Consider the following 24,557-nt stretch of genomic DNA (forward strand, 5'->3'; position numbering starts at 1 on the left):
CTCGTCCGGGAAGGCCATTCCATCGGTGAGGGAGGGGCACTTGCCCCGGCCCGTTCTCCCAACGGACACAGTATCCATGTCGCAGCTAATTATCGGGCAGATGCTCAACGGCGTGATCGTCGGCTCGCTCTACGGCATCATCGCGCTCGGCGTGACGCTCACTTTCGGTTTGACCGGCATTGTGAATTTCGCGTTAGGCGCCTTCATGATGCTCGGCGCCTACGCAACGTGGTATTTCTACGACGTACTCGGCTGTCCCTATGCATTGGCCGTGCTTGGTGCCGTCGGCGCCGTCAGCGTCGTCGGTTACGTCTCGGATCGTGCGCTGTTTCAGTTCACGCGCGGCAATCTCGTCAATGGCCTTCTTGTGTCGATCGGCATGATCTCGGTATTCGAGGCGCTCGTGCTCGCGGCCTTCACCACGACGCCGAAGGACCTCACTTACGTGCTGCCTGGCGCGTTGAACATCGCGGGGATTGTCCTTCCCAAGATCAAGGTCGTTGTCTGCGTCGTCTTCCTGGCCGTGATATTCGGCACTTATGTCGCGTTGACACGCACCTGGCTTGGCCGTGCGGCGTTCTCTTATGCGCAGAATCCCGAGGCCGCTGCGCTGATGGGGGTTCACACCGGACGGCTGCAGACGATCGTCGTCGTGTACTCGACAGCGCTCGCAGGCCTTGGTGGCGGACTCTACGCCAGCATGTACTCCATCGAGCCGACGATCGGCTCCGGATACATCCTGAAGGCGGTGGAAGCTGCGATCCTTGCAGGTGTCGGCAGCGTCATTGGAGCGCTGGGCGGTGGCATCATTCTCGGTATCAGCGAGAACATAGGCTCCGTCTTCCTTCCATCCGCCTTCCGCGACGCCTACGGGCTCGTCTTCCTGATCGCGATTCTCCTCGTTCGTCCGGCTGGCCTCTTTGGAGATCGGCCATGAGATATGCGATCGCCGTCGGATTGCTCGTCGCGCTCCTGGCGCCGCTCACAGCTCATAGCGATTCGCTTCTTGCCATTGCGATTTACGCCTTCATGGCCGCATCTCTGGCCGTGAGCTTCAATCTGATATTTGGATTCACTGGCCAGTTGTCGATGTTCCATGCCGCATCGTTCGGCGTGTCGGCCTATATCGTCACGATCCTCGTCACGACGTTCGGCTGGAATTTTTGGTTGGCCATAGCGCCCGCTCTGGCCGTCGTTTTCGTCCTGTCGCTGATCGTTGGAACGATCTGTTTCCGATTCAAGCTGAAGGAATTCTATTTCGCCGTCGTCACGATGGCGTTTTCGGAGGTGCTGCGGCTGATCATACTGAACTGGAACGGAATGACGAACGGCTCACTCGGCATCACCGTTGTCGACAAGCCGAGCCTCTGGACGCCGATTGGCAACGTTGCGATTTCGGGCGGGGTTGCCTGGTACTACCTGACGCTGGCGCTGTTGGTTATCGTGTATGTTGTCTGCCAAGGGGTCCTTTCATCGTGGATCGGACGCTGCCTTGCGGCGATCCGCCTGAATGACCAGCTAGGCGAAACCCTGGGTATTGATGTTTTCAAGTACAAGCTACTGAGCTTTGCGATCGGAAGCGCGCTCGCAGGCTTGGTTGGAGCTTTCTATGGGTTTTATTCAGGTTTCGTTGAGCCGCACTATCTCTCGATACCGCTCGGGCTTGACATTATTGCGATGGTTCTGCTCGGCGGGGTTGGGTCGCTGATCGGGCCCGTGATCGGCGCGTTCGTGTTGACAGCGCTTCCGCACGTCATCGAGTTGAGCGCGGAGCTCCGCATCGCGCTCTACGGTTCGATTCTGGTCTTTGTCATCCTGGTCATGCCGAAGGGCATCGTGGGCCTGATCGGGAGCAAAAGAAATGCTGCTTGATATCCGGAATCTGACCAAGCGGTTCGGCGGCCTAACGGCCGTTTCGAATGTCTCCTTCGGAATCGAGCGGGGCGAAATCATCGGGATCTTCGGGCCGAACGGCTCCGGGAAGACCACGACGCTCAGTCTGATCGCGGGAATTCTCCAGCCGACGCAGGGCAGTATTCTCTGGAAAGGCGAGGATATCAGCGCGCTTCCGCCGTTTGAAGTCGCGCAGCACGGATTGGTGAAGACGTTTCAGAATCCGCAACTGTTTCCAGAGCTGACTGTCGCCGAGCACATGCGCATTGCGTGTCACCTCCACATAAAACGCACGTTGGGCTTCGGTCGCCTGTGGACATTGTTCGGAGGTATGCCCGCTGCACTGAACGGTACGTTGACTCGCAAGATCGACCAGATGCTCGAACTGTGCAGGCTGGCCGACAAGCGGAACGAAGAGGCGGGGGCTCTGTCCTATGGCGGTGAGAAGATGTTGGGCGTGGCGATGGGAATGGTCTGCGAGCCGGAGTTGCTGTTGCTCGACGAGCCGGCCTCGGGTCTTGGCCACGACGAGATCATGAACCTCGATGCGGTGCTGCGCGATTTGAGAACGCACGGGGTGACGCTCTGCATCATTGATCACAAGGTCGGGTTCCTGGGCCGGCTGGCGGATCGGTCGATTGCACTTCATCACGGCGCGGTCATCGCCACCGGCAAGACCGTGGACGTTCTCGCCAACGAGGCAGTCGTCGAAGCCTATTTGGGCAAGAAGCATGCTTGATGTCTCCGATCTCAACGTCAGTTACGGCAAGCAGAAGGTCCTTAGAGGCGTCTCCTTCGAGCTTCAGCAGGGTGAAGTCGTCACGCTGATCGGGCCGAATGCCGCCGGAAAATCGACGACCTTGCGCACGCTTGCCGGATTGAAGAGGAACGACTCCGGCAAGATCGCCTTCGATGGCAGTGACATGGCTTCGATATCGACAGCCGAGCGTGTCAAGTGCGGGCTGGTGCTCGTTCCGGAAGGCCGCCAGATCTTTCCGCGAATGTCGGTCCACGAGAACCTGTTGATGGGAGCTTACCATCGGTCCGATCGCGACCATGTCGAAGGCGACATCGAACGAATCTTTTCCATGTTCCCTCGCTTGCGCGAGCGCAGCACACAGCGAGCTGGCTCGATGTCGGGTGGCGAACAGCAGATGCTCGCCATCGGACGTGGATTGATGTCTCGGCCGAAGTTGATGCTGCTCGATGAGCCGACGCTCGGTCTCGCGCCGATCATTATCGAAGAGCTTGGGCGGATCATCCGCGAGCTGGCCAAGGAGGGCCTAGCGATCCTGCTCGCCGAGCAGAATGCGGTGATGGCATTGGGATGCGCGGATCGCGCCTACGTGCTGCAGTCCGGCAACATCGTGACATCGGGTGATGCGAAACATCTCTCGGAAGCTCCCGAAGTCAAGCAGATGTATCTCGGCGCGTGAAGTCTATTGGCTGGTGATCCATGAACGAAAAGCAGGAAGTTGTTGGTCTCGAGAAGCGGGGGGATGTTGCCGTCATCACCTTGTTGAGGTCTTCGCGCCGCAATTCGATGAATCAGGATCTCGTGGACAGGGTGAAAGCGGCCCTGATCGAGCTGGATCGCGATGACAGTGTCGGTGCGCTCGTTCTCGTCGGTGCGCCCCCTGGCTTTTCCGCCGGCAGCGACCTGAAGTTCATCGGTGCGCTCGGTCTTGGGGCGATGGGGCGCTTCGAGCAGGAATGTGGAGACTTGGGCCGCCTGATCGGTTTCATCAGCAAGCCCGTCGTCGCCGCAGTCGAAGCGTTCGCGATCGGTGGCGGATTTACATTCGCCACCTGTTGCGACGTCGTTGTCGCGGGGCGCGGATCGAAGTGGAGCCTGCCCGAGGTCCCGCATGGCTGGCTCACCCCCTGGGGCATCAAGTCGCTGGTTGCTCGCGTAGGGTTGGTCAAGGCTCGCTTGCTCTGTTTCTGCCTTGAGCCGCTGACCGCCGAAGGGGCGCGAGAACTCGGCGTGGTTGACTATTGTTGCGACGATGGCAAGGCGCTTTCGACCGCTATCAGTATCGCTGAAAAGCTGGCCTCGCTTCCGCGGCCGGCGGTTGCGGCAACCAAGCGCTTCTTTTCCAGCTATCTGATGGAAAATGCCGAAGCGATGGACTTCGAAGCCAATCGCCTCTTCCTCGACAATTGTCGGGAGAGAGCGGCCCAGGCGACCCTCGACAAGTTCCGGCACCGTTGATGGCTGCCATCCCAACCAGGAAGGACTGGACCGATGCTTCTTGACCTCAACGAAGAAGAAAGGCTCCTGAAAGAAGGTCTTGAACAGTTCGCAGAAGGCTCAATCCGGCCGAAGATCAAGCCGTTTGTGGATCGGCATGAGTTTCCCACCGAACTTGTCAGAGAGTTTCTCTCACTCGGCTTCATGGGCACCGCCTACGATCCGGATTTTGCCGGCGGCGGACTTGGCACGCGAGGCGCGGCGATCGTGGCCGAGACGCTGGCTCGCGCAGAACCGGGATTCGCCGCGATCTATCTTTGCAACAGCGCACCGATGACGGTGATCGCGCGCTACGGTTCCGACGAAGTCAAGAAGAAGTGGCTGGAGCCGCTATGCCGCGGCGATTTCATCGCCTCGTTCGGTGTCACCGAGCCCAGCGGCGGGTCGGACGTCGCCAGCATCAAGACACGGGCTGTGGAAGATGGCGATTCCTTTGTGCTGTCGGGATCGAAGGTGTTCTCCACCAATGCCGGCACGCCTCTGCACGGAGCATCGACGTTCGTCGCTGTCACTGACCCCGAGCTGGGCCCCAAGGGACTCTCGACCTTCGTCCTACCGGTTGGAACGCCTGGCTTCAAGGTCGGCAAGCCCGGCCGCAAGATTGGCTGGCGGATTGCAGATTCGGTGGAACTGTTCCTCGATGAATGTCGCGTACCCAAAGCGAATATGATTGGCGAGCGCGGGGACGGGCTGAAGCAGATACTGACCACCCTCAGCATCGGCCGTATTCTTGTCGGTGCCGCTGGCCTGGGGCTCGCCCGCAAGGCGATGGACCTCGCGAAATCCTATGGGGCAGGCCGCAAGGTCGGCGGGGTGCCGATATTCAATCACCAGGGACTGACATTCCCGCTGGCCGATGCGCTTACGAAAATTCACGCGACCGAGCTCATGATCCGCAATGCTGCCTGCTTGGCAGACGCAGACCGGCCATTCCGTCTCGAGACATCCATGGCCAAGTTGTTTGCGACCGAAATGGCAAGTGAGGTTGCCGATATCGCCCTGCAGGTTCACGGCGGCTACGGTGCGTTCGAAGAGTATGAGGTATCAGGGCTTCTCGGCGAAGCGCGGGTCCTTCGTATCCTTGAGGGGACAAGCGAGATCCAGCGTCTGGTGATCGCGCGTGAACTGATGGCATAACGCTCCGCTAAGAGTAGAGGTGCCTCGATAGTCGGAGCGCGTCGGCGCTTAGCCCAGAGCTGAACCGATCACCTTCAGAGGTGACGTCAGGTGGCGATCCATTACCCCTTCACTGACTCGCGCTGGTCGCGGCAACAGGTGTTGTGGCGGTCGCCCGCTTGCCGACTGCCAGATATACCGCAGCCGATACGCCGATGCCAAAGAGCCAGCTCAGATCGGCGCCGCCGAGCAGACCCGTCGAGATTGGTCCCTGCAACGCGCTGACGAGGCCGTCTTCGACCGACCAGCCTGCAACGAGACCTGCCAGGAAGGCGATGATTCCGCCCCAATTGATATCGCCATAGGCGCTGGTTTCCGGCGAGCGGTAGAGCTCGGCGACGTCGATCTGGCCCTTTCGCTTGATGTAGAAGTCGGCGAGCACGACACCGGCCCACGGGCTCATCCACAACAACAGGCTGATCATCCAGTTGTCGAACGCCTTCGCAAAGGACGGCGCGAAGATGAAGTAGAGCGTGACCAGATAACCGGCGATGCCGACGATGATCGCTAGCGCGACGCGCGAGAGCTTGAGGCCTGCGCTAAGCGCGGCGAGCGCAGCCGAATAGACATTGAGGATATTGGTCGCGATCGGTCCGTGCAGCACCATCAGCAGCACTAGGATGCTGGTCGGACCGCCGAACACCGCGCTGACCATCTTGGCCGGATCGGTATCCAGTGTCGTGCTGGCGATCGTCGCGCCCAGGATGGCGAGCCACGCGCTCGGGACGAACATGCCGACATAGCTGTACCAGAACACGGAGCTCGAGGGCACGCTCTTCGGCACGAAGCGCGAATAGTCCGATGCCCAGGTGACCCAGGAGATGCCCCAGCCGACGCCGATCGCTGTCATCAGCAGCGTCAGCATCGCCAGATGCGCGCCACCCGAAAGGGACGTGGTGAGGCCCCAATTGACGACGCCCGGACGCGACCACGCCAGTACGCTCATCAGGATCATGATGGCAACCGTCGCTGGCACCGTGTACTTCTCGAAGGTCCGGATCGCGTAGAAGCCGTACACGCCGATCCCGACCTGCAGCACCATCACCAGCGTGATGATGATGATCTCGACCAGCCAGCTGTCGGGAATGCCGAACTGACCAAGGATGGCGACTGCGATCTTCACGGGGAAGTAGGTGTTCACGCCGATCCAGCACAGCGTCATCAGGAACATCAGGATGCTCGGCAGATAGGCGCCGCGAACGCCGAAGGCCGAGCGGCTCAAGACCATTTGGTTGACGCCGGTCCTGTGACCCATCACCGTAAAGGACGCGAAGATCGCGCAACCGATGATGTTGCCGATCACGATCACCGCGATCGTTTCCATAAGGCCGAGCTTCAGGATGATGCCAAGCGCGCCGAGGGCCCAGTTGACCGGCGCGATATTGGCGCCTGCCCAGATCCACATTTGCTGCGGTCCGGTGGAATCTCGGTCGGCGTCAGGAATAGGCTCGATGCTATGAATATCGGCGCGAAGCTCGGAATCCGTCATGACATCCCCCGTTCAATACGAAGCACGCTTCGTAATCGGCGGGCGGAGCAACAATCGTGCCATGGAAGTAGGGTGTAGCCGCGAAGCCTGCTGCTCCGCGCGCCGACGCGGCGGGTGGTTCGAAGAATTGACGCTGTCTTTTCAAGGCCGAGACGGCATCGCTCTTGGTCGATGTCGACGTGCAGGCCGGCTGTTGCATCGCTTGGTCATGCCAGTCCGGGCGTCAGCAGAGCCGGAACCGCAATAGCGAGCGTGCGATCATAGATTGTGCAGCCCGCGCCAAAAAGACAGCCAGCGGCTCATGTTCCATCTAGTCGAAAAGGGCAGTGGCGCTGTCGCGACTGGCGTTGCCTGCAACGATGCGTTGCATCATTTCGATGAACAAGCCGCGTTCCTTCTCTGTCAAGCCACCGAGGGTTGTGCGGTGTGCGGCGCGCGCCGATGCTTCAATCTTGTCGAGCAGGGCCTTTCCGGTCGATGTCAACCGGCACAGCCGGGCGCGTCGGTCGTCCTTGTTGACGGCCCGTTCGACCAGATTTCGGGCGGCGAGTCGCTTCAGCGCACCCGTCGTCGTGGTCCGATCCAGCGCGATATCGGCCGCCAATGTGGTCTGATCGGCGGTTCCTCGCACCGCCAGCGCCGAGAGCAGGCTGTATTGCAGCGGCGTTATCTCGAATTCTCCGCACGCCTCCTGGAACAGCGCGACGTGAATCTGATGCAGGCGCCGGATCAGGAACCCCGGCCGTTGTGACAATGGCCATGGGCGATGCCTGGTCTCGCCGCGACGCTTCTTCGCTTGCTGCAACGCACAGTCTCCAGTCTTGGAACGAGGCGCGAGTAGCCCGATTCGAGCGCACGCGCCATCACCAGATCATGGCACGAAGCTTGCTTTTTGAAAAATACGAAGCATGCTTCGTATTTCCGCGAGAGCGGGACCAACCCGCCGGCGAGAGCTTAAGGAGAACGTTCATGTCCATCAGCGCCAGCTTCGACCTGCTTTTGCGTGGCGGCCGCGTCATCTGTCCGTCCTCCGGCATTGATAGCATCCGGGATGTTGCCATTCGCAACGGCAAGATCGCGGCGGTGCAGGCCGATATCCTGCCAACCAGCGCGAGGGAAGTGATCGACGTCGCCGGCAAGCTGGTGTTGCCGGGACTGATCGATACGCACGCGCATGTCTATCAATATGTCACCGGACGTTTCGGCATGAATGCCGACATGGTCGGAGTGCAGTCGGGCGTCACAACGCTGGTCGATCAGGGCGGTCCATCCTGCATGACGCTTCCGGGCTTTCGCCACTTCATCGCCGAATCTGCGAAGTCGCGCGTCTATGCGTTCCTGTCGGCCTATCTCGTTGGCGGGCTCGAAGGACATTACTATCCGCAGCTCTATAGCCCCGAGGGTGTCGACATCGACGCCACCGTCAAGGCGGCGAGGGCCAATCCTGATATCGTTCGCGGCATCAAGGCGCATGCTGAGATCGGCGGCTTTGCACGCTGGGGCATTCGCGTCATCGAAATGTCCGCGGAGATCGGTCGCCGCGCCGATCTGCCTGTCTATGTCCATTTCGGTCAGCTCTGGGGTCTGCCCGAAAGCGGTGCGAACGGCGAGGATGCCGACACGATCCTGACGCGTGTGATCCCGCTGTTGCGCGAAGGGGATATCTTGGCGCATCCGTTCACGCGCCATCCCGGCGGCTTCGTCAACCGCGAGGGCGAGGTGCATCCGGTGATCCAGGCAGCGCTCGACCGAGGCCTCAAGGTCGATGTCGGTCACGGCAGCCATTTCTCCTACCGGCTAGCCAAGAAGGCGATCAGTGCCGGCATCGTTCCGACCACGCTCGGCGCCGACATCCACGGCTACAACACCCATGTGCCCGCGCCGGCCGGTACACCGGAACAGCACGAGGATGAAGAAAACCATCCGTTCGCCGGCCAGGCAAAGTTCAGCCTGGTGCAGGCGATGAGTTCGATGATGGCGCTCGGGCTCTCGCTCGAGCAGGTGGTGCCGATGGTCACCTCCAATCCGGCGAAGATGCTTGGCCGTGATGAGGAGATCGGCGCGCTCAAAGTCGGCAGGGATGCCGATGTCTCGGTGCTCACGGAGCACACCGGGCGATTTGTCCTTCGCGACAACGAGAAGACTGAAGTCATTGCCGAACGGCTACTGCAGCCGACGTTCTGTTTGCGTGCCGGCACGCGCTACGACGCGGTCGCGCCGATCCTGCCGCAAGCGGTCGCGGCGTAAGGAGGCCGTAGCAGTCCGATCGGGGGACGCCACTATGCGCAACGAGCGTGACTTTTCCTCCGCACCAGGGGCAGGCGCCGGGCAGGGCGTCGGCGCGCGGCTGCCGCGCAAGGAGGACGATCGGCTGATGCGTGGCCGCGGCCAGTTCGTGGCCGACATTCGTCTCGCCGGCCTGCAGGATGTTGCGTTCGTGCGCAGCCCGCTGGCCCACGCGCGGATCAGCGGCATCCATGTGCCCGAACATTATCGTGGAAAAGTCTTCACCGCCGCCGATCTCGTCGGCGTCAAGCCGATCCGCGCGGTGTCGGCGCTGCCGGGTTTCAAGATTTCCGAGCAACCGGTGCTCGCCACCGGCAAGGTCCGTCAGGTCGGCGAACTCGTCGCGATGTGCGTGGCGCCGACGCGCGCCGAAGCCGAGGACATCGCGGCTTCTGTCACGCTCGATCTCGAAGAGCTTCCCGCGGTCTACGACATGCTGAAGGCGCGCGAACCTGGTGCGGCGCTGGTGCACGAGCACTGGGGCGACAACGTCTTCCTCGAGACCAATTATGAGGTCGACATCTCAGCAGCGCTGGATGCGCCAATCAAGGTGACGCGCGAGATTTCGACCGCACGACAATGCATGTCGCCGCTCGAAGGGCGCGGCGTGGTCGCCACTTTCGATCACCGGCTCGATCAGCTCACGCTCTATTCCGCCGCCCAGATGCCGCACGTCACCCGCAGCGGCCTTGCCGAGTGCCTTGGCATGGAGGAGGTGAGGATTCGCCTGATCTCGCCCGATGTCGGCGGCGGCTTCGGCCACAAGGGAATTCTGCTTCCCGAGGAAGTCTGCCTCTCCTGGCTGACCATGCGCTGTGGCCATCCGGTGCGCTGGACCGAGGATCGCCGCGAACATCTCACCGCGAGCTCAAACTGTCGGGAGCATCATTACAAGATCACGGTCTATGCCAACAGTGACGGAACGCTGCGCGGCATCGATTGTGAGGCAACGGTCGATTCCGGTGCCTACTCGTCCTATCCGTTCTCGGCATGCCTCGAGGCGGCGCAGGTCGCAAGCATCCTGCCCGGTCCCTACCTGATGCCGGCCTATCGCTGCCGAACCTTTTCGGTCGCGACCAACAAGTGCCCGATCCTGCCCTATCGTGGCGTCGCGCGCACCGGGGTCTGCTTTGCGCTGGAACTGATGCTCGATCTGGTTGCGGCGGAGGCGGGCCTCGAGCCCGGCGAAGTGCGGCTGCGCAATCTGATCCAACCGGAGCAGATGCCATACGACAACATCACCAAGAAACACTTCGACAGCGGCGATTATCCCGAGGCGATGCGGCGGGCTCTGGCAGCGATCGATATCGATACGGTGCGCGAACGCCAGCGCGCGGGAGAGCCTGATGGACGGCGGATCGGCATCGGCGTCTCCATCTATTGCGAGCAGGCGGCACACGGCACTTCGGTCTATGCCGGCTGGGGCATTCCGATGGTGCCGGGCCACGAGCAGGCATCGGCACGGCTGACGCCCGACGGCGGTCTCGAACTGCGCGTCGGAGTGCATTCGCACGGGCAGAGCATGGAGACGACGCTTGCCCAGGTCGCCCACGAGATGCTCGGCGTCGATGTCGGAAGCGTGCACATCATCCTTGGCGACACCGCGATGACGCCCTATTCGACGGGCACCTGGGGTTCGCGTTCGATGGTGATGGCGGGCGGCGCGGTCGCAACCGCATGTCGCGAGCTCGGCGAGCGCGCAACGCGCATCGGCGCCAAGCTGTTGCAGCACGACCCGGCAGCGGTGGTGCTGCAGAACGGCGAGGTGCGCGGCGTCAACGGCAGCGTGACATTGAAGGAGATCGCCTACACTTGGTATCGCCGCCCGCAGGACCTGCCTGCCGATGTCGATCCCGGCGGGCTTGAGGTCACCGCCGGCTACAAGCCGCAGCGCGACAGCGGCACCTTCAGCTATGCCGCACATGCAGCCGTCGTCGCCGTTGACCCCGATTTGGGCGAAGTCGAAATCCTCGACTATGTCATCGTCGAAGACGGCGGCGTGCTGGTCAATCCGATGGTCGTGGACGGCCAGATCTATGGTGGCCTCGCGCAGGGCATCGGCACCGCGCTTTATGAGGAGATGCCGTTCGACGGATCCGGCCAGCCGCTCGCGACGACGCTCGCCGACTATCTCCTGCCCGGACCGACCGAAGTGCCCGCGCCGCGCCTCGACCACATGGAGACGCCTTCGCCCTATACGCAATTCGGGGTGAAGGGCATCGGCGAGGGCGGCGCGATCGCACCGCCGGCCGCGATCGCCAATGCCGTCAATGATGCATTGAGACCGCTTGGCGTCGAGATGATGCAATCGCCGATCACGCCTCACCGCATCGTCGAGGCCATCCTCGCCGCTCGCGATGCAAAAAGGACGGCGGCATGAAACCCGCGCCTTTCAGCTATGAGCGTCCACGCGATCTGCCGGCGGCGCTTGCGCTGCTGGCTGAAACCGACGGTGCGGCAAAGATCATCGCCGGCGGGCAGTCGCTCGGTCCGATGCTGAACCTGCGGCTGGTTCAGCCGGAATTGGTCGTCGACATCACCGGCCTTGCCGAACTCAAGCAGGTGGAGCGACACGGCGACGAGCTTGTGCTCGGGGCCTGCATCACGCACGCCGATATCGAGGATGGACGAACGCCGGATGTGACGCGTGGCGCCATGCGGGGTGTTGCCGCCAACATTGCGTATCGCGCCGTGCGCAACCGCGGCACGATCGGCGGCTCGCTCAGCCATGCCGATCCGGCCGCGGACTGGGTGTCGGCGCTTGCAGCTTTCGGCGCCCGATTGACGCTGCGCAGCCTTGCGGGGGCACGCACGGTCGCGCTGGAAGATTTCATCCTTGGAGCCCTGGAATCCATTTTGCGTCCGGGCGAGATCGTCGCGACCATCCATGTTCCGGCGCGGCCGCCATCGGCGCATTGGGGCTACGTCAAGAGCTGCCGCAAGACCGGCGAGTTCGCGCATGCGCTCGGCGCCGTCATGATCGATCCGAGCGCCGCGACGGCGCGCGTGGTGATGGGCGCCATCGACACCGCGCCGATCGTGATCACGGATGCTGCGGAACTGTTCGGTGGGCGCATCGCCGGCGATTTCAAGGAACGTTTCGACGTGCGCGTCGCCGACGCACTTCTCGCCAAGGCCGGCATCGGCAATCCGGCCGACCGACATATCCATGTGAGCGTGCTCAGGCGCGCCGTCCGTGAGGCGGCCGCATGAACACGATTGCGCTCAACGTCAACCGACGTGCGGTGCAGGCTGAGGCGGAGCCGCGCACGAGTCTGGCCGATTTCGTTCGCGACAAGCTTGATTTGACCGGTACGCATCTTGGTTGCGAGCATGGTGTCTGCGGCGCCTGCACAGTGCTGCTCGACGGCGTGCCGGCGCGCTCGTGCATCACTTATGCCATGGCTTGCGAGGGGGCCGATGTCACCACGATTGAGGGCCTCGACGAGGACGACATCACGACCGAGCTGCGCGCCGCCTTCACCCGCGAGCACGCCTTGCAGTGCGGCTATTGCACGCCTGGCATGCTGGTCTCCGCGCGCGATCTGGTCCTGCGGCTGGCTGCCGCCGACGAGCGCCAGATTCGCATCGGCCTGAGCGGAAATCTCTGCCGCTGTACCGGTTACGTCGGCATCGTGCGCGCGGTGCAGTCCGTGATCGAGGCGCGGCGTGCCCGCAGCATCGCACCCGAGCCGGACGGCGGCCGCAAGGTCTTGGGGCCAGCGGGCTCCGGGCGAAGTGGGCGAGACGGTGCGATCCAGGTCCCGCAGCCAATCCAAACTGAACCCACCTATGCATCCGAGACGGTGGCGTCGCCGGCCGAGATTCCTGACTTCACCCCGGCCAACCGGCTCGAACGGGACTTCACGCTCCCGTACCCGCCAAAGGATGTCTTTGCGACGTTCGACGACATCGCCGCCGTCGCGGCCTGCCTGCCAGGCGCGTCGTTGACGGCGGTGCCAAGCCCTGAACGGGTTGAAGGCGCCATCCGCGTCAAGCTTGGTCCGGTCGCCGCGAGCTTCCAGGGCACGGCGCGCATCGAACGCGACCCGAAGAATCTCTCCGGTCGCATCGTCGGCATCGGCAACGATCGCCGCAGCCGATCGGCGACCCAGGGCGAAATCCGGTACCAGCTGACGCCGATCGAAGAGGGCGCGTCGACGCGCGTCGATCTCCTGATCGGATACACGCTGACGGGAATGCTGGCGCAGGTCGGGCGGCCGGGATTGGTGCGCGACCTCGCCGAGCGGCTGATCGCGGAATTTGCCGCCAATCTCGATCGCCGCATGTCGGGGGCCTCGCCCGAGCAGGCAACCGCGAAGGAGCTGAAGGGATTTTCGATGATTTCAGGTGTCTTTCGCGCGCGCATCGCGCGCTGGTTGGGTCGCTTCGTCAGACGAGACGGAGCGGCATGATGTTTCGGCGTCTCCCCATATCGCGGGGCGGCGAGGTTGGAACTGCGCGGAGATCAACAGAGCAATTGGAGAGCTACATGATTAGGACTTCCTGGATTGTTCCGGCAATTGCGCTGGCGACCGCTTTGCTCGGGGGCGGGGCCGAGGCGCAAACCATCAAGATCGGCGTGAACGAGCCACTTACCGGCGCGTTCGCCGCGTCCGGCACTTATGTTGTCAACGGCGCCAAGATCGCCGCCGACGAGATCAACGCCAAGGGCGGCATTCTCGGCAAGAAGATCGAGCTCGTGATCGAGGACAACAAGAGCAATCCGACCGAAGCTGCCGCCGTCGCCGAGAAGCTGATCACCAGCGACAAGGTGCCGGTGCTCATGGGCGCCTGGGGCTCGAGCCTGACGCTCGCGGTGATGCCGAAGCTGATCGAGTACGAGACGCCGATGGTCGTCGAGACGTCGTCGTCGAGCAAGATCACCACCACCGGAAATCCCTTCATCTTCCGTATCTCGCCGCCGTCGTCGGTCGAAGCGGCCGCCTTCAAGGGCATCGTCGACAAGCTCGCATTGAAGAAGGTCGATTTTCTCGTCATCAACAACGACTGGGGCCGCGGCACGGCGGACGATTTCGCCAAGATGATGAAGGAGAAGGGGATCGGCATCGGTCTGGTCGAGACCATGGACCAAGGCGCGCAGGACATGAGCGCGCAGCTCTCCAAGATCAAAGGCTCGGACTCCGAGACCGTGATCGTCACGACCGCGGTCGACCAACTCACTCTGATCTTCAAACAAGCGGCGGCGCTGGGCCTCAAGAAGCGCATCATCACCACAGGCGGCTCGCAAAATCCGGATCAGATCATCGCGCAGGCGGGCGCCGCGGCCAACGGCACCATGCACCTGACGACTTTCCTGCCCTGGTTCCCCGAGAAGACGCCGAATCCGGAAGCGACCAACTATTTCGTGTCGGAATGGAAGAAGCGCGGCTTCGACTTTGCCGGCTGCACCGAGAGTTTCCGCGGCTATGACGGCATCCGTACTGCGGCAGCCGCGATCGAGAAGGCGGGCAAGGCGGAGCCCGCGGCCATCAAGGCGGCGCTGTGGGACATCAACGTGAAGGGCTTGAACGGCGATATCGTGTTCCGCAAGTCCGGCCCGGAAGGCAAGGAGAGCGGCCAGAGCCAGCCGAACGTCTACCTGATCGAGATCAGCGACGGCAAGGTCGACATGAAGACACTCTGATCTCGCGTCATCTATCGACGAGGGCCGCGCTGCGGTCCTCGCCCGCACCAGGATAGCCCGGAGCCGCCTTGAGCGAGTTTCTGCAACATCTGATCAACATGCTCGTCCTCGGCGGCACCTATGCGCTGCTCGGGATCGGGCTGACCTTGATCTTCGGCCTCATGAACGTGGTGAACTTTACGCATGGCGTGCTCTACACGTTCGGCGCCTACATCATGTTCATCGTGGTTCAGCAGCTTGGGCTCAACTTCTTCCTCGCGCTGCCCGTCGCCGTCGTGGCGGGGTGGCTCCTGGGCGCGGTGATTGAACTGACGTTGCTGCGACCGCTGCGCGGCTCCGATATCGACACCACCATGCTGGTGATGATCGGCGCCTGGATCGCGATGCAGTCGGCCACACTGTGGATCTGGGGCGGGGTCGCGAAATCGGTCGCGACACCGTTTCCGGAAGCGCCGCTTGTCTTGGGACCTGTCTCGGTCTCCTGGCTACGGCTGTTCGTCCTGGCGGCCGCAGCGCTTCTGATCATGGTGACGTACCTGCTCATCAACCGCACCAAGCTTGGCTGTGCGATGCGCGCGACGTTCCAGGACCAGGACACCGCGTCGCTGATGGGGGTCAATGTCGATCTCATTTATACCTCGACCTTTGCGATCGGCTCGAGCCTGGCCGCTGCGGCCGGCGCGCTGCTCGGCCCGGTCTATGTGATCTCTCCGCAGATGGGCGATCTTGCCGCGGTCAAGGCCTTCGCGATCGTGATCCTCGGCGGTCTCGGCAACATCACTGGCGCGGTGATCGGCGGCTTCATCCTGGCATTGGCCGAGGAGCTGGGCGCCGGCTACATATCGTCGGGATATCGGGACGCGATGGGCTTCCTGATCATCATCGCGGTGCTGATCTTCAAGCCCACCGGTTTGTTCGCGCGTTCGGAGCGCGTGGGATGAGGGCAGCGATCACCATGCTCATGCTAGCGGCCTTCGCATCCGTGCCGCTCTGGCTGCGCGATCCTTATCTCCTGAACGCGCTGATCACGACCGGAATCTTCATCATCGCTGCAATGAGCCTCAATCTCCTGCTCGGTTTCACCGGCCAGCTCAGCCTCGGTCACATCGCTTTCTTCGGCATTGGCGCCTATGTCAGCGCGCTGACCTCGCTCGGTTTCGATATCGGCCTGCCCGGCGGCTTCCGCCTGGTTCACGAACCATGGCCACCGATTGCGGGGCTTGCGCTGGCGATCCTGGTCGCGGGATTGTGCGGCTATTTCGTCGGGTTGCTTTCCTTCCGCGTCCGCGGCGCTTATTTCGTGATCGTCACGATTTCCTTTGCCGAGGTCGTGCGGCTGGTGGCGCTGAACTGGGTCGAGCTGACACAGGGGCCGCTGGCGCTAACCAATATCCCGTCGATCGCGATTGGCCTGCCGGGTCTCGGCGAACTGACGCTGCGCACCAAGCTGCAGAACTATTATCTCGTGCTCGCAGTTGCAGTCGTCGCCTACCTCCTGATCGCGCGGCTCGTGCACTCCCATTTTGGCCGCGCCATGCGTGGGCTGATGGAAAACGAAACGCTGGCGGTGTCGGTCGGGATCGACGTCACGAAGACGCTTACGCTCGCCGCGGTCATCTCGGCTGCTATCGCGGGCGCGGCCGGTAGCCTTTATGCGCACTACATCCGGATCATCGATCCCGAGGTGTTCGCTTTCATCAACACGGTGACGATGGTGATCATGGTCATCAGCGGCGGCAAGGGCTCACTGGCCGGACCGGTCGTCGGCGGCCTGATCTTCGGATTGCTGCCGGTCGTCCTGCGTCCGATCATGGCGCCGGAAGCACAATGGATCGCCTATGGGGGCGTGCTGATCGTGATCCTCTTCGTACTGCCGCGCGGCATCGTACCTTCATTGGCGCAGCGGTTCGCGAAACGGAAGCGCCAAGCCGCAACGGTTGCTCCGGTTGCCTTTTCCGAACGTGCCAAGGAGCCTGCGTAGTGACCTCGCGTGCGATCGCCTTGGACGTGGAGCAGGTCGCCGTTCGCTTCGGCGGGCTCGTCGCGCTCTCGGATATGAACTTTACGGTAGGCGAGGGCGAGATCGTCAGCCTGATCGGCCCGAACGGCGCCGGCAAGACCACCGCGTTCAACGTCATGACCGGCTTTCTGGATCCAGCCCACGGCAAGGTGAGCTATCGCGGGGCCACACTGAACGGACTGAAGCCGCATCAGATCGCTGATCTCGGATTGATCCGCACCTTTCAGCGGACCAGTGTTTTCCCGAACGACACGGTTTACGACAATCTTCTGATCGGGCTGCACCGCCAGGGCCGGGTTGGCCTGTTCGAAGCGATTCTTGGGCTGCCGCGCGGACGCGCGTCGGAGCGCAGGCTGCGCGAGCGCGCCGCCGAACTCGTCGAATGGGTCGGGCTCGAGCGTCGCGCCCACGACCCCGCAGGTTCGCTGTCCTATGGCGAGCAGCGCCTCGTCGGCGTGGCGCTGGCGCTGGCCGCGGAGCCGTCGATGCTGCTGCTCGATGAGCCGGTCTCTGGCATGAATGCGTCGGAGACCCACACGTTTGTCGAACTCATCCGCAATATCCGCGACCGCGGCGTCACCATCCTTCTGGTCGAGCATGACATGCCGATGGTGATGAGCGTGTCGGATCGGATCGTGGTGTTGAACTACGGCCGGATCATCGCGGAAGGACCGCCGGATGCGATCCGGAACGATCCGGATGTCATCGAAGCCTATCTCGGGCAGGGAGCCGCGCGTGCTTGAGATCCGCGACATCGTCTGCGGCTATGGCGGCGTTACCGCGCTGCGGGGTATCTCGCTGCAGGTGAAGGCCGGACAGCTCGTCGCTCTGATCGGCGCCAATGGCGCCGGCAAGAGCACGACGCTGCGCGCGATTTCCGGATTGGTACCGCTGCGTTCCGGACAGATGCTCTTCGACGGCAAGGATATGACCGCGGCGCGACCGCCGCGCGTGCTGGCGAGCGGTATCGCGCATTGCCCGGAGGGAAGGCGCGTGTTTCCGCACATGACTGTCGAGGAAAATCTTGACATGGGCGCCTATCTCCGTAACGACCCGAGCGGGATCGCCGCGGACCGTGACCGCATCTTCACTGAGTTTCCGCGTCTTGCGGAGCGGAGGCGGCAGGCGGCCGGTACCCTGTCGGGCGGCGAGCAACAGATGCTGGCGATCGGCAGGGCGCTGATGTCGCGGCCTCGCCTCATCATGTTTGACGAGCCGTCGCTTGGGCTCGCGCCGAATATTGTTGAGCGAACGTTTGCTATCATCCGCGGCGTCCGCGATGCCGGCACAACCGTTTTACTGGTAGAGCAAAACGCCTTTGCTGCGCTTGAGATGTGCGATCAGGCTTACCTCATCGAGAGCGGTCGCATCGTGCTGTCCGGCGTCGGCGCGGAGCTGATCGCGAACGAGCATGTGCGAAAGGCCTATCTCGGCGGCTGATCCGCCGCGGTCGCGCGGACGGCGATCTGACCTGTGAGCCGGTTGATCGAAAAGACCTTCGACTGCACCAGCATCGGCGGCAATAACGTCGGTATCTATCCTGACATGTGGGGCAAATATGGGCAACTTAAGGTCCGCGCCATGGCTCCTTCCGCCCGCCGCCTCGCGCAATCCGGCCCGATCGCCTTGTCTGGGGAACGAACTGGCCGCATCCGGTGCGCTATCGGGCCATGCCCGACGACGGCGGTGTGCTCGATGCCTCGTGGGCGTGGCTGCCGGACGAACAAACAGTGCGACATTACTCGTAGAAAATCCCGAAAAGCTCAATGGCTTCGCCGCATTTCGGTGAATGTCGGCAAAGCCGTGACCATCATGCCATATGCGGGTTCTTGCGATGTGGGAGGTGTTCGAGCGCTATCTGCGGAACTTGAGCGCGGTCTACATTGTTGCGCAGAAAGGTTAGACGTGACAGAACCAAACAGGTGCCCCATGGAAGAGCGCTCCGAGTTAGCGGAAAGAATTCTCGATCAAACGGCCGATGCGGTGATCTACGCCGATCGCTCCGGCGCGATTGCCCGCTGGAATCCCGCCGCCGCCGCGTTGTTTGGCTATTCGTTGGAGGAGGTGCTCGGCCAAAGCCTCGATCTGATCATCCCCGAACATCTGCGGGCCGCGCATTGGCGCGGCTTTGAGGCGGCAATGACTGGCGGCGCCATGAAGCTTCAAGGCAAGCCCACGCTGACGCGCGCCTTGCACAAGAGCGGACGCAAGGTCTACGTTGAGATGACATTCGCGATCGTCAAGGACAGCGCCGCTGGCGAAGTGCTTGGCTCGGTTGCCGTGGCGCGAGACGTGACCGAGCGCATCGAACGAGAGCGTGCCGCGACCCGCGCCTCGTGAGATGTTCGCAGGTGCCGCTTTCAACCGGCCCGGCAGGATCGTTGATGCGTCTGTGATAGCCAAGTTTTCTTGGACGTCCGACAATACCGCCATCGACGCAAAACGAGGAAGTCTACGATGCGGTTGTCTAGAGTCGCTGTTTTGATGCTTATCGCTGCAGCTGCAGGCTCCATGTCCGCGTCTCCAGCGATAGCCGCTTCTGACTGTCCCAGATTACTGGAAGTAGCGGATTGGGGCGAGAATTCGACCGGCGACATTAGCGTCAGCTCAGGAGAAAGCTGCCTATTTCCGATTACGATACGCGGCACGGTGAGCAGCTCGGACATCTTACAAAAGCCGGCACATGGCAGCTTGAAAAAGCTCAACATGACGACTTACGAATACAAAGCGAAGGCTAGGTACAAGGGGAGCGATAACTTTGCCATCAAAGCAGTGGGACAGGGGCCGACGGCTTCTGGCACTTCGGTAATCACTGTGCACGCGACGATCAAATAGCATTGCTCGGGTCCACGGCGCCCGTGCCTATACCGGGTTGCGGGTGTGACCCCACAATAAGGGTTAGCGCCAACCAAGCGCCGGGGCGATGTGAGTCAGGATCGCCTCGATGACGTGCGCGTTGTAATCCACGCCAAGCTGATTGGGCACGGTCAAAAGCAGCGTATCGGCCTCCGCAATAGCTTCATCCTTGGCCAATTGCGCAATCAGCACGTCCGGCTCGGCGGCATAGCTGCGGCCGAAGATCGCCTTGGTTTTTTCGTCGATGAAGCCGATTTGGTCCGCGTCCTGACCACCGTGTCCGAAGTAGGCGCGGTCCCGGTCGTCGACCAGCGCGAAGATGCTGCGGCTGACTGACACGCGAGGCTCGCGCTTGTGACCAGCCGCCTTCCAGGCCGAGCGGAAAGCTCGGATCTGGTTCGCTTGCTGGACGTGGAACGGCTCTCCGGTCTCGTCGTCCTTCAGGGTGGAGCTTTGCAGATTCGTGCCCAGCTTGGCCGCCCAGACCGCGGTAGCGTTCGACCCGGCGCCCCACCAGATGCGGTCGCGCAAGCCTTCCGAATACGGCTCGATGCGCAAGAGGCCGGGAGGGTTCGGAAACATCGGATGCGGATTGGGCTTTGCGAAGCCCTCGCCGCGCAGCAGCTCGAGCAGGATCTCCGTATTGTGCCGGGCCATGTCGGAAGCGGTCTCGCCGTCGCGTGGAACGTAACCGAAGTAGCGCCACCCATCGATGACCTGCTCGGGTGATCCCCGGCTGATGCCGAGTTGCAAGCGCCCACCGGCAATGAGGTCGGCCGCGCCCGCATCCTCGGCCATGTACAGCGGGTTCTCATATCGCATGTCGATGACTGCCGTGCCGATCTCGATCCGGCGGGTCTTCGCGCCGACGGCTGCCAGCAACGGAAACGGTGAAGCGAGCTGACGAGCGAAATGATGCACACGGAAATACGCACCGTCTGCCCCCAACTCTTCGGCGGCAACGGCAAGTTCGATGGATTGCAGAAGGGCGTCGGATGCCGATCGCGTCTGCGATTGCGGTGAAGGCGTCCAATGCCCGAACGATAGAAAGCCGATCTTTTTCATGGACATTCAGCGTAAATCGTTGGGAGGCACATTCGAGGTTGCTGCCCGTTGGCAATCTGCATCAGATGCGCGCAATCGCGTCAACGCCCTGCGCACGATCCACCGCGGCAGGTTGCGAGTGTCGAGTAGCATCATTGACGTATATTTTGATAGATTCGATGAGGCAATATCCCGGCGTCATGGCCTGCGCTACCGTAGAACGTGTTGAACTTAGTCTGCAGAATGGACAATAGCGATATGAATGAACAGACGACCCCGCATAGCTCGCGGAGCACGCTGCTGGCGGTTGAAGATACCGAATTCTTGCTTCGGGACGAGATGCGATCGATCCGCTTTGCCCTCGAATATGCCAAAGCTGAACTCGCGTTGCGGGATTGGGGAATCCGCTCGACTATCATTGTTTTTGGCAGCGCGCGTGTGCCGTCTCCGGAGCAGGCTGCCGCCGCCGTCGAAGCGGCTCGGACGGAGACCGAGAAGAGGGTAGCTGAGAGATTGCTGCAGCAATCCGAGTTCTACCAGGTCGCGCGCGAATTCGGGCGCATCGCTTCGCAACGCGGCGGCGCCTTCGATCCCAAGAACCGGTGGCGCGACAATGTTGTCGCTACTGGCGGCGGCCCCGGCATCATGGAGGCGGCAAACCGAGGCGCGTCCGACGTCGGTGCTCCAAGCATCGGATTCAACATCACCCTGCCACATGAGCAAATTCCCAATCGCTACATCACGCCGGAGCTCAGCTTCCGATTTCACTACTTCGCAATGCGCAAAATGCATTTGGCCATGCGTGCGAACGCCTTGGCGATTTTTCCCGGCGGTTTCGGAACCATGGACGAGATGTTCGAGGTGCTGACGCTGCAGCAAACGCAGAAGGCCCCTCCAGCGCCCATTGTGCTGTTCGGCGAAAGGTACTGGCGCAAAATCATTAACTTTGACGCCCTCGTCGAGGAGGGCATGATTTCTGCGGCCGACCCCGGTCTCTTTGAATTTGCGGAGACCGCGGAAGATGGTTGGGCCTCACTGGTTCGCCGTGGCTTGCGCGCGCATGGTACTAGCCCAGCCGGTTGATCGGCGACAGGCGGCGCGGAGCAACCGGTATCCGCTTTTTCGGATCATGCCCTGGAGCGTTTTCGAGCGAAGTGGACACCGGTTCGCGTGAAGAAAACGCGTCAAACAAGAATCTAGAGCTTCGGTTCTGATTCCATCAGAACCGAAAGTACTCTAATCATGCAGGAGCATATCGCCCGCCACCGGATCGCTGACGTGCAGGCGTTCTGCCTTCGATGCAATTTGCAGGTCAGACCCTCCCGCGAGGGAGGGGACGCAGGCTGAATCGTCACGAGGTTGCCGCGGCAACAGCAGCAAGATCGAACCTGTCAAAACCAGGGCCGCAAGCCGGATCGCGATCACACCCAGCAAGACATCCGATCCGCTTGCGGCAGAATGATTTTTCATCATCGCAGCATGACCGACACGGGCAGGCTGGACAATCTGGAAATACCGGCGACTGCCTTCGCCGGAAACGAAGGCTTATCGCGATTGTCTGACTGCGACAGTGCTACTTCAGGCTGGAGGCGGATGGTCCAGCTCGCGAGATATCGTCAACGCAGTCGGCAATGTGGTTAGACCCAGCCGCCATCGACGATGTAGCTCTGGTTGGTGCAGGCGCCGCTGTCGTCGGCGGCGAAGAAGAGGACGGCACGAGCGATGTCATCAGGCACGAGCTTGCGCTTGAGGCATTGGCGCTGCATGATTTCGGCCTCACCATCGGGCGTCAACCACAGATCCTGCTGCCGCTGGGTCATGATCCATCCGGGCAGGATGGAATTGACCCGCACATTGTTCGGCCCAAGATCGCGGGCGAGCGCACGGGTCAGGCCCTGAACCGCGGATTTGGCGGTGGTGTAGCAGGGCATGTTGCCCTGGCCGATCACCCAGCTCACCGAGCCGATGTTGACGATCGAACCGCCCCCTGCCTGGATCATGTCCGGCGCGATCGCCTGCGCGCTAAAGAACTGATGCTTCAGATTGACCGCGATCCGCTCGTCCCAGTATTCCGGCGTGACGTCCTCGATCGCGTGACGGTCGTCGCGGGCCGCGTTATTGACCAGGATGGTGATCGGCCCGAACATCTCGCGGACGCCGGCGACCGCGCGTCTCAGGGCGGCGATGTCGCGCAGATCGGCGTGCTCGAAGTGCACGCCCGCATGCGCCGGCAGGCTGGTCAGGAGATGCTTTGAGGCCTCCACATCGATGTCGATGAAACCGACCCGCGAGCCTTGGCTGACGAACCGGCGGACGATGGCCTCGCCGATCCCGGAACCGCCGCCGGTCACCAGTACAGTCCGGTCCTTGAGACTTGGATAGATGGCGCCTTGCATTGGCATCCTCTCGATTTTGCGCCTGAAGGGCGTCAGTTGCGTTTGCTGCGGCTCCAACAAGGGCCACGGCTCCCGGTGTTCACTCGGTCGTCTCCATGTGGTTTCGGTCCACGACCCGCAGCGTCCGCCGCACCATGCCGTCGACAATTGCCGCCGACTCGCTTGGACGCACATATATTGCCGTGGACTTGAGCAGCCACGGTAACACCGCCTGCTCGAGCCGCTCCTCATAGGCGCGGCGCATCATGTCAAATGCCTGCAGGCCGGGGCCAGCGAGGATGACATGGTGTGGGCGCAGCACCGATATCGTCGCGGCGACCGCCTCTGCAAGCGCGTGGCCTGCCTGCTGGAATAAGTGCTCGAGACGGGGATCGCCGTCCAGTGCTCGCTGGCGCAGTAGAGCCATCTGCGCCTCGGAAGGCTGCTGCGACACTGCCGGGGGCAGGTCGAGAAAGGTGCGGGCGTCGCGGTAGATCGCGTAGTCGGCGAGATAGGCCTCGATGCAGCCGCGCTGGCCGCAGCGGCATTGCGGACCGTTCGGCGCCAACTTGACATGGCCGATCTCGCTGCCGGCGCCGGCGCCCCAGCGCGCTTCGCCGTCGACAACGACGCCCATCCCGACGCCGTGGCCGACCATGATCGTGGCCGAGAGGCCCTGCGCCAGTGCCGGCTCCGCGGCTGCGAGGGCCAGCGCAACTGCGACAGCGTCGTTCGCCATCACGACCTCGACCCCGAATGCTTGACGCATCGGCTTCGCCAGATCGATGTCGGTGACCGACAGCGCCGGACTCCACAGATGCCGTCCGGTGTCGGCGTTCACGATGCCCTGCAGCGCAATCCCGATTCCCAGCAGCCGATGGCGCGGCGTTGCCGTCGCGTCAAGCATAGCATCGATCTGCGCGATCATGAGATCGCACAACGCGTCTGCATCGAGAGCGCGCGTCGTGAGTGCAAGTCGCGATTGCGCCAAGCCAGAGCCACTGAAGTCTGCGATCAGTGTCTCAATCAGGTTCATGCGTAGCGAGACCGCGATGATGCGGCCAAACTCCGGGTTCAGGGTCAGCAATACCGCAGGCCGGCCACGGCGACGGCCATTCAGCCCGTCCGTATCCTCTTCGTCGGTATCGTCGGGCCACGACGTCGCCGCTCCGGCGTCGGTCTCGGCCTCGCACAACAGTTCTTCCGCTATCAGTCTGGACGTTATGGCCGAAATGGCCGCGAAGCTCAGCCCCGTACTACGTGCGAGCTCCACGCGCGGCAATGGCCCCTGACGTCGCAAGACTTCGACGAGGCGGCCGCGATTCGATCCGCGGGCCACGCTTGAAGCACGTCTCGGCGGCTCGGGCTGCTCATCCATGCGGGTCTTTTAATTCGTTCAGTGAAATTAATCAACGTTGTGCGGCGCGGAGGATGGCCAAAAAGAACAATGAAGGCTACCTTATCGTACCAATTATACTATTGTTGCGTGAGGTGGCGGACAATAACATCCTTGACTC

Annotated in this window: 23 protein-coding genes; 17 read left to right on the forward strand and 6 right to left on the reverse strand. The window is 62.2% G+C overall.

Annotated elements, in window-relative coordinates:
* Nucleotides 1-76: 76 nt before the first annotated feature.
* Genes AC5ZG5_RS11830 through AC5ZG5_RS11855 form a run of 6 tightly spaced genes read left to right on the forward strand, consistent with a single transcriptional unit; the run spans nucleotide 77 to nucleotide 5,284 of the window.
* Entirely contained in the window at nucleotides 77-937 is an 861-nt protein-coding gene (locus tag AC5ZG5_RS11830) for a branched-chain amino acid ABC transporter permease (RefSeq protein ID WP_456641975.1), read from the forward strand.
* Nucleotides 934-1,872 (forward strand): branched-chain amino acid ABC transporter permease, encoded by a 939-nt coding sequence (locus tag AC5ZG5_RS11835; protein ID WP_456641976.1) that lies wholly within the window; start codon nucleotides 934-936, stop codon nucleotides 1,870-1,872. Before AC5ZG5_RS11830 ends, AC5ZG5_RS11835 begins: the two co-directional genes overlap by 4 nt.
* Nucleotides 1,862-2,632, forward strand: a complete 771-nt coding sequence (locus AC5ZG5_RS11840) for an ABC transporter ATP-binding protein (protein WP_130223829.1) — start codon at nucleotides 1,862-1,864, stop codon at nucleotides 2,630-2,632. Before AC5ZG5_RS11835 ends, AC5ZG5_RS11840 begins: the two co-directional genes overlap by 11 nt.
* Nucleotides 2,625-3,329, forward strand: a complete 705-nt coding sequence (locus AC5ZG5_RS11845) for an ABC transporter ATP-binding protein (RefSeq protein WP_130223831.1) — start codon at nucleotides 2,625-2,627, stop codon at nucleotides 3,327-3,329. Before AC5ZG5_RS11840 ends, AC5ZG5_RS11845 begins: the two co-directional genes overlap by 8 nt.
* Nucleotides 3,330-3,349: 20 nt before the next feature.
* Nucleotides 3,350-4,108: an enoyl-CoA hydratase/isomerase family protein gene (locus AC5ZG5_RS11850; protein WP_456641977.1), complete on the forward strand. Its 759-nt coding sequence runs from the start codon at nucleotides 3,350-3,352 to the stop codon at nucleotides 4,106-4,108.
* A gap of 33 nt (nucleotides 4,109-4,141) precedes the next feature.
* Complete coding sequence (locus AC5ZG5_RS11855) at nucleotides 4,142-5,284, forward strand: acyl-CoA dehydrogenase family protein (RefSeq protein WP_456641978.1); 1,143 nt, start codon at nucleotides 4,142-4,144, stop codon at nucleotides 5,282-5,284.
* Between the two features lie 109 nt (nucleotides 5,285-5,393).
* On the opposite strand, the gene AC5ZG5_RS11860 is transcribed toward AC5ZG5_RS11855, so the two are convergent.
* Nucleotides 5,394-6,812, reverse strand: coding sequence for a cytosine permease (locus tag AC5ZG5_RS11860; protein WP_456641979.1), 1,419 nt, complete (start codon nucleotides 6,810-6,812; stop codon nucleotides 5,394-5,396).
* Between the two features lie 310 nt (nucleotides 6,813-7,122).
* Nucleotides 7,123-7,617 (reverse strand): MarR family winged helix-turn-helix transcriptional regulator, encoded by a 495-nt coding sequence (locus AC5ZG5_RS11865; protein WP_456641980.1) that lies wholly within the window; start codon nucleotides 7,615-7,617, stop codon nucleotides 7,123-7,125.
* A gap of 164 nt (nucleotides 7,618-7,781) precedes the next feature.
* On the opposite strand from AC5ZG5_RS11865, the gene AC5ZG5_RS11870 reads away from it, so the two are divergent.
* From AC5ZG5_RS11870 to AC5ZG5_RS11915, 10 genes are all read left to right on the forward strand, one after another.
* Complete coding sequence (locus AC5ZG5_RS11870) at nucleotides 7,782-9,059, forward strand: amidohydrolase/deacetylase family metallohydrolase (protein ID WP_456641981.1); 1,278 nt, start codon at nucleotides 7,782-7,784, stop codon at nucleotides 9,057-9,059.
* A 34-nt stretch (nucleotides 9,060-9,093) separates the two neighbouring features.
* Nucleotides 9,094-11,478 carry a xanthine dehydrogenase family protein molybdopterin-binding subunit gene (locus AC5ZG5_RS11875; RefSeq protein ID WP_456641982.1) on the forward strand — a complete coding sequence of 795 codons (2,385 nt, stop codon included), beginning with the start codon at nucleotides 9,094-9,096 and terminating at the stop codon, nucleotides 11,476-11,478.
* Entirely contained in the window at nucleotides 11,475-12,311 is an 837-nt protein-coding gene (locus AC5ZG5_RS11880; protein ID WP_456641983.1) for an FAD binding domain-containing protein, read from the forward strand. The genes AC5ZG5_RS11875 and AC5ZG5_RS11880 overlap by 4 nt, the downstream gene beginning before the upstream one ends.
* Nucleotides 12,308-13,513 (forward strand): xanthine dehydrogenase family Fe-S subunit, encoded by a 1,206-nt coding sequence (locus AC5ZG5_RS11885; RefSeq protein ID WP_456641984.1) that lies wholly within the window; start codon nucleotides 12,308-12,310, stop codon nucleotides 13,511-13,513. The genes AC5ZG5_RS11880 and AC5ZG5_RS11885 overlap by 4 nt, the downstream gene beginning before the upstream one ends.
* A gap of 77 nt (nucleotides 13,514-13,590) precedes the next feature.
* The gene (locus AC5ZG5_RS11890) at nucleotides 13,591-14,745 is read left to right on the forward strand and encodes an ABC transporter substrate-binding protein (protein ID WP_456641985.1); all 1,155 of its coding nucleotides are present in this window, start codon (nucleotides 13,591-13,593) and stop codon (nucleotides 14,743-14,745) included.
* A gap of 68 nt (nucleotides 14,746-14,813) precedes the next feature.
* Nucleotides 14,814-15,686, forward strand: coding sequence for a branched-chain amino acid ABC transporter permease (locus AC5ZG5_RS11895; RefSeq protein WP_456641986.1), 873 nt, complete (start codon nucleotides 14,814-14,816; stop codon nucleotides 15,684-15,686).
* Nucleotides 15,683-16,726, forward strand: a complete 1,044-nt coding sequence (locus tag AC5ZG5_RS11900) for a branched-chain amino acid ABC transporter permease (RefSeq protein ID WP_456641987.1) — start codon at nucleotides 15,683-15,685, stop codon at nucleotides 16,724-16,726. Before AC5ZG5_RS11895 ends, AC5ZG5_RS11900 begins: the two co-directional genes overlap by 4 nt.
* Nucleotides 16,726-17,508 (forward strand): ABC transporter ATP-binding protein, encoded by a 783-nt coding sequence (locus AC5ZG5_RS11905; RefSeq protein ID WP_028164693.1) that lies wholly within the window; start codon nucleotides 16,726-16,728, stop codon nucleotides 17,506-17,508. The genes AC5ZG5_RS11900 and AC5ZG5_RS11905 overlap by 1 nt, the downstream gene beginning before the upstream one ends.
* Complete coding sequence (locus AC5ZG5_RS11910) at nucleotides 17,501-18,205, forward strand: ABC transporter ATP-binding protein (RefSeq protein WP_456641988.1); 705 nt, start codon at nucleotides 17,501-17,503, stop codon at nucleotides 18,203-18,205. Before AC5ZG5_RS11905 ends, AC5ZG5_RS11910 begins: the two co-directional genes overlap by 8 nt.
* A 42-nt stretch (nucleotides 18,206-18,247) precedes the next feature.
* Complete coding sequence (locus AC5ZG5_RS11915; protein ID WP_456641989.1) at nucleotides 18,248-19,105, forward strand: PAS domain-containing protein; 858 nt, start codon at nucleotides 18,248-18,250, stop codon at nucleotides 19,103-19,105.
* Between the two features lie 558 nt (nucleotides 19,106-19,663).
* On the opposite strand, the gene AC5ZG5_RS11920 is transcribed toward AC5ZG5_RS11915, so the two are convergent.
* Nucleotides 19,664-20,686, reverse strand: coding sequence for an LLM class flavin-dependent oxidoreductase (locus AC5ZG5_RS11920; protein ID WP_456642025.1), 1,023 nt, complete (start codon nucleotides 20,684-20,686; stop codon nucleotides 19,664-19,666).
* Nucleotides 20,687-20,923: 237 nt separating this feature from the next.
* On the opposite strand from AC5ZG5_RS11920, the gene AC5ZG5_RS11925 reads away from it, so the two are divergent.
* Entirely contained in the window at nucleotides 20,924-21,748 is an 825-nt protein-coding gene (locus AC5ZG5_RS11925) for an LOG family protein (RefSeq protein ID WP_456641990.1), read from the forward strand.
* A 153-nt stretch (nucleotides 21,749-21,901) separates the two neighbouring features.
* Here AC5ZG5_RS11925 and AC5ZG5_RS11930 read toward each other — a convergent pair whose 3' ends face one another.
* The 3 genes from AC5ZG5_RS11930 to AC5ZG5_RS11940 form a co-directional block, all read right to left on the reverse strand.
* Complete coding sequence (locus tag AC5ZG5_RS11930) at nucleotides 21,902-22,138, reverse strand: hypothetical protein (protein WP_456641991.1); 237 nt, start codon at nucleotides 22,136-22,138, stop codon at nucleotides 21,902-21,904.
* Nucleotides 22,139-22,302: 164 nt separating this feature from the next.
* Nucleotides 22,303-23,061: an SDR family NAD(P)-dependent oxidoreductase gene (locus AC5ZG5_RS11935; protein ID WP_456641992.1), complete on the reverse strand. Its 759-nt coding sequence runs from the start codon at nucleotides 23,059-23,061 to the stop codon at nucleotides 22,303-22,305.
* Between the two features lie 79 nt (nucleotides 23,062-23,140).
* Nucleotides 23,141-24,418: an ROK family protein gene (locus AC5ZG5_RS11940; RefSeq protein ID WP_456641993.1), complete on the reverse strand. Its 1,278-nt coding sequence runs from the start codon at nucleotides 24,416-24,418 to the stop codon at nucleotides 23,141-23,143.
* Nucleotides 24,419-24,557: the final 139 nt, after the last annotated feature.

This window comes from Bradyrhizobium sp. Ses1 (assembly GCF_059512365.1).

What these genes read in the sequence shown, in the direction of transcription:
- AC5ZG5_RS11925 (WP_456641990.1), top strand. Translation starts at nt 20,924, where the DNA reads ATGAATGAACAGACGACCCCGCATAGCTCGCGGAGCACGCTGCTGGCG.
- AC5ZG5_RS11830 (WP_456641975.1), top strand. Translation starts at nt 77, where the DNA reads ATGTCGCAGCTAATTATCGGGCAGATGCTCAACGGCGTGATCGTCGGC.
- AC5ZG5_RS11845 (WP_130223831.1), top strand. Translation starts at nt 2,625, where the DNA reads ATGCTTGATGTCTCCGATCTCAACGTCAGTTACGGCAAGCAGAAGGTC.
- AC5ZG5_RS11935 (WP_456641992.1), bottom strand. Translation starts at nt 23,061, where the DNA reads ATGCAAGGCGCCATCTATCCAAGTCTCAAGGACCGGACTGTACTGGTG.
- AC5ZG5_RS11880 (WP_456641983.1), top strand. Translation starts at nt 11,475, where the DNA reads ATGAAACCCGCGCCTTTCAGCTATGAGCGTCCACGCGATCTGCCGGCG.
- AC5ZG5_RS11840 (WP_130223829.1), top strand. Translation starts at nt 1,862, where the DNA reads ATGCTGCTTGATATCCGGAATCTGACCAAGCGGTTCGGCGGCCTAACG.
- AC5ZG5_RS11920 (WP_456642025.1), bottom strand. Translation starts at nt 20,686, where the DNA reads ATGAAAAAGATCGGCTTTCTATCGTTCGGGCATTGGACGCCTTCACCG.
- AC5ZG5_RS11855 (WP_456641978.1), top strand. Translation starts at nt 4,142, where the DNA reads ATGCTTCTTGACCTCAACGAAGAAGAAAGGCTCCTGAAAGAAGGTCTT.
- AC5ZG5_RS11890 (WP_456641985.1), top strand. Translation starts at nt 13,591, where the DNA reads ATGATTAGGACTTCCTGGATTGTTCCGGCAATTGCGCTGGCGACCGCT.
- AC5ZG5_RS11940 (WP_456641993.1), bottom strand. Translation starts at nt 24,418, where the DNA reads ATGGATGAGCAGCCCGAGCCGCCGAGACGTGCTTCAAGCGTGGCCCGC.
- AC5ZG5_RS11850 (WP_456641977.1), top strand. Translation starts at nt 3,350, where the DNA reads ATGAACGAAAAGCAGGAAGTTGTTGGTCTCGAGAAGCGGGGGGATGTT.
- AC5ZG5_RS11875 (WP_456641982.1), top strand. Translation starts at nt 9,094, where the DNA reads ATGCGCAACGAGCGTGACTTTTCCTCCGCACCAGGGGCAGGCGCCGGG.
- AC5ZG5_RS11900 (WP_456641987.1), top strand. Translation starts at nt 15,683, where the DNA reads ATGAGGGCAGCGATCACCATGCTCATGCTAGCGGCCTTCGCATCCGTG.
- AC5ZG5_RS11860 (WP_456641979.1), bottom strand. Translation starts at nt 6,812, where the DNA reads ATGACGGATTCCGAGCTTCGCGCCGATATTCATAGCATCGAGCCTATT.
- AC5ZG5_RS11870 (WP_456641981.1), top strand. Translation starts at nt 7,782, where the DNA reads ATGTCCATCAGCGCCAGCTTCGACCTGCTTTTGCGTGGCGGCCGCGTC.
- AC5ZG5_RS11835 (WP_456641976.1), top strand. Translation starts at nt 934, where the DNA reads ATGAGATATGCGATCGCCGTCGGATTGCTCGTCGCGCTCCTGGCGCCG.
- AC5ZG5_RS11930 (WP_456641991.1), bottom strand. Translation starts at nt 22,138, where the DNA reads ATGATGAAAAATCATTCTGCCGCAAGCGGATCGGATGTCTTGCTGGGT.
- AC5ZG5_RS11885 (WP_456641984.1), top strand. Translation starts at nt 12,308, where the DNA reads ATGAACACGATTGCGCTCAACGTCAACCGACGTGCGGTGCAGGCTGAG.